Origin of the sequence: Pseudomonas sp. Colony2, from assembly GCF_019382755.1 — a bacterium.
Lineage (GTDB): Bacteria > Pseudomonadota > Gammaproteobacteria > Pseudomonadales > Pseudomonadaceae > Aquipseudomonas.
The window spans coordinates 2,678,057-2,680,797 of record NZ_CP080030.1 but is presented as its reverse complement, the minus strand read 5'-3'; the positions used below and the strand labels follow the sequence as shown (position 1 = coordinate 2,680,797).

Sequence of the window (2,741 nt, the reverse complement as noted above, 5' to 3'; positions counted from 1 at the left end):
GGGTTATTTAGGCATCTTGCGAAAACCCACCGCCAGACGGTTCCAGCTGTTGATGGTGGCGATCGCCACGCTCAGGTCGACTTGCTCTTGCGGGCTGAAGTGGGCGGCCAGTTCGGTGAAGTCTGCATCCGGTGCGTGGGTCTGGCTCAGCAGGGTCAGGCTTTCGGCCCAGGCCAGCGCGGCACGTTCACGGGGGGTGAAGAACGGCGTTTCACGCCAGGCCGACACGGTGTACAGGCGGCGCTCGGTCTCGCCCCCCTTGCGGGCGTCGGCGGTGTGCATGTCGAGGCAGAAGGCGCAGCCGTTGATCTGCGACACACGCAGGCGCACCAGCTCCAGCAGCGGCAGTTCGATGGACAGTTTGCCGACGGCAGCCTCCAGGGCCAGCATGGCTTTCATGGCATCCGGGGAAGCGGTGTAGAAGTCGGTACGAGCTTGCATGGTGATACTCCAGAACAGTGGGGATTGGTGTCTAGAGTAGTGACGAGGGGGCATTGGACAAATAGCCAATCCGGGGAAAGATCAGGTAGCCAATGGGGCCAATCCTGACGATCACCCCGGCCCTGCGCCTTCACCGCGAAACGCACTGGGGCTCAGCCCGGTCCAGCGCTTGAACGCCCGCCGAAAACTGCGCACATCGCTGTAGCCAACTTCCTCGGTGATCCGTTCGATGGACAACCCCGGGTTGCTCAGCAAGCCCATGGTCCTTGCCCTGCGCACCTGTTCCAGCAAGCCCTCGAACGTCAGCCCATGCTCGGTCAGGCGCCGGCGCAAGGTACGCCCGCTCATGTTCAAGTCACTGGCGACCTTTTCCAGCTGGCTGCCCTGCAAATCCCGGGAAATCGCGCGCTCCACCGCCTGGATCAAATCCATTTTCTGATGCAGTTGCGCGCTTTCCAGTTCCAGCAGTTCCAGGGCCTGGCGCAAGGCCAGGGCATGGTGATTGGGCAGCCGCACATCCAGCCAGTGGCTGGCCAGGACCATGCGGTTATGCAGGCAGCCAAAACGCACATCCGTACCTAACAGTTGGTGATAGTCAGCGACATAGGTGGGCGCGGCGTGGATAAATTCGACCCGCAGCGGCATGAAGCCCTCGCCCACCAGGGCGCGGCCATACACCATCAGGCTGGCGAAAAACTCCTCGGCGGCAAACACCTGCACCTCGGCGTAGGGCAGCAGGCATTCGATATCGACGAAAACTTCCTGGGGGCCTTCATGGGTGCGCGAGGTGGCGATACCACCGGAGGTGTGCTGATGACGTTCCCCGATGGCAAACGCATCGCGCAACGTCTTGCACAGTGAAATCACATGGCCGAGCAGGCCCAGGGTGCCGAGTACGTTCTGATGGCCTACCCACAGGCCCAGCCCCTGGTCGGGCAACACCTTGAGTGCACGCTGGATCATCGCTACCGCCTGGCGATAGGAAATGCGCTGGGCCGGGTCGTCCAGGTCGGCCAGGGTGAATCCCAGGCCACGGCACAGGTGCTCGGCGCTCGCGCCTTTTTGCGCGACCACTTGGCCGAGGGTTTGCAACAGAAATGGCGAGACCAGGGCCAGATCATAGTGCGGATCAACGGCTTTCCTTTGCATGGATCTTCGATTCCCGACTGAGTGCTTCAGTTCTTGTTTTGGAAACATCCTGACAATCATAGGCTCTTGCAAGAACTGCTGCACTCTGGATGAAAGCTGTCCGCCAAAGTCCCCCTATGTGGCCGCCAATACCCTGCCCCGCCGGGCGCCGAGGGCTTATTTCTATAGGCAGCGTCGTCCTGATAATAATAATGAGCCCAGACATGAACACGACCCGTGCGTTTTACCCCGTGCAACTCGCCCTGTTGACCCTCATCAGCCTGCCGGCCCTGGCCACCGAAGGCGGCGTCGACAACATCGGCCCCGGCACCGATGGCTTCTACATCCTGCCGCTGGACGTCAACAACCTGCCCGACCACATGTTCGCCTTCAACATCTATTACAACCATTACGAAGCCAGGAAGCTCGATATCAGCTCGTTGGGTGGCAAGGTGCCGGACGTGAAGATCAAGTCCGACGCGATCATCCCGCGCCTGGATTACCTCAGCCCGTTGCGGGTATTCGGCGGGCGCCTGGGCGGCTATATCGCCCAGCCGTACCTGAAGCAACAGGTGTCGCTGTTCGGCATGTCCGACACCCGGGAAAGCATGGGCGACACCACCGTGGCGCCGATCATCCTCTGGGACCTGGGCAAGAACCTGACAGTGGGCACCGCCCTGGAAATCACCCTGCCCACCGGCGAATACGACGCCACGCGCCTGGCCAATACCAGCAACAATTTCTACACCTACAAACCGTTGGTGTCGGCGACCTGGATGCCCAACGAGCGCACCGAGCTGTCGATCAAGACCACCTACAGCTTCAACAAGGAAAACCCCGACACCCATTACCGTTCGGGGCAGATTTTTCACTTCGAGTACTCGGCCAGCTACAAGGTGACGGATAACCTCAGCCTTGGGCTCAACGGCTACTACCTCAAGCAGACCACCGACGATAAGCAATACGGGCATACCGTGGTGAACATCTATGGCGAAGATGTGGATGACGGGGTCAAGGGCCAGGTGTTTGCGATCGGTCCGGCGGTGTATTTCACCTTCCTCAAGTATGCGAGTGCCGAAGTGCGCTGGGCCAAGGAGTTTGATGTGCAGAACCGGCCGGAAGGCGACATGTTGTGGGCGAAGTTGACGATTCCGTTTGCCTTGTAAACCCGA

General features: G+C 60.4%; 3 protein-coding genes. 1 reads left to right on the top strand and 2 read right to left on the bottom strand.

What is annotated here, in order from left to right:
- Window positions 1–3 precede the first annotated feature (3 nt).
- On the bottom strand, window positions 4–441 hold the full coding sequence (locus JV201_RS10740; protein WP_003219182.1) for a carboxymuconolactone decarboxylase family protein: 438 nt from the start codon (window positions 439–441) through the stop codon (window positions 4–6).
- A 111-nt stretch (window positions 442–552) separates the two neighbouring features.
- The gene (locus JV201_RS10735) at window positions 553–1,590 is read right to left on the bottom strand and encodes an AraC family transcriptional regulator (RefSeq protein WP_003219184.1); all 1,038 of its coding nucleotides are present in this window, start codon (window positions 1,588–1,590) and stop codon (window positions 553–555) included.
- Between the two features lie 203 nt (window positions 1,591–1,793).
- On the opposite strand from JV201_RS10735, the gene JV201_RS10730 reads away from it, so the two are divergent.
- Window positions 1,794–2,735 (top strand): transporter, encoded by a 942-nt coding sequence (locus JV201_RS10730; RefSeq protein WP_219406878.1) that lies wholly within the window; start codon window positions 1,794–1,796, stop codon window positions 2,733–2,735.
- Window positions 2,736–2,741 lie beyond the last annotated feature (6 nt).

Excerpts from the sequence above, each read along its gene's own strand:
- JV201_RS10740 (WP_003219182.1), bottom strand. The coding sequence starts at position 441 with ATGCAAGCTCGTACCGACTTCTACACCGCTTCCCCGGATGCCATGAAA.
- JV201_RS10730 (WP_219406878.1), top strand. The coding sequence starts at position 1,794 with ATGAACACGACCCGTGCGTTTTACCCCGTGCAACTCGCCCTGTTGACC.
- JV201_RS10735 (WP_003219184.1), bottom strand. The coding sequence starts at position 1,590 with ATGCAAAGGAAAGCCGTTGATCCGCACTATGATCTGGCCCTGGTCTCG.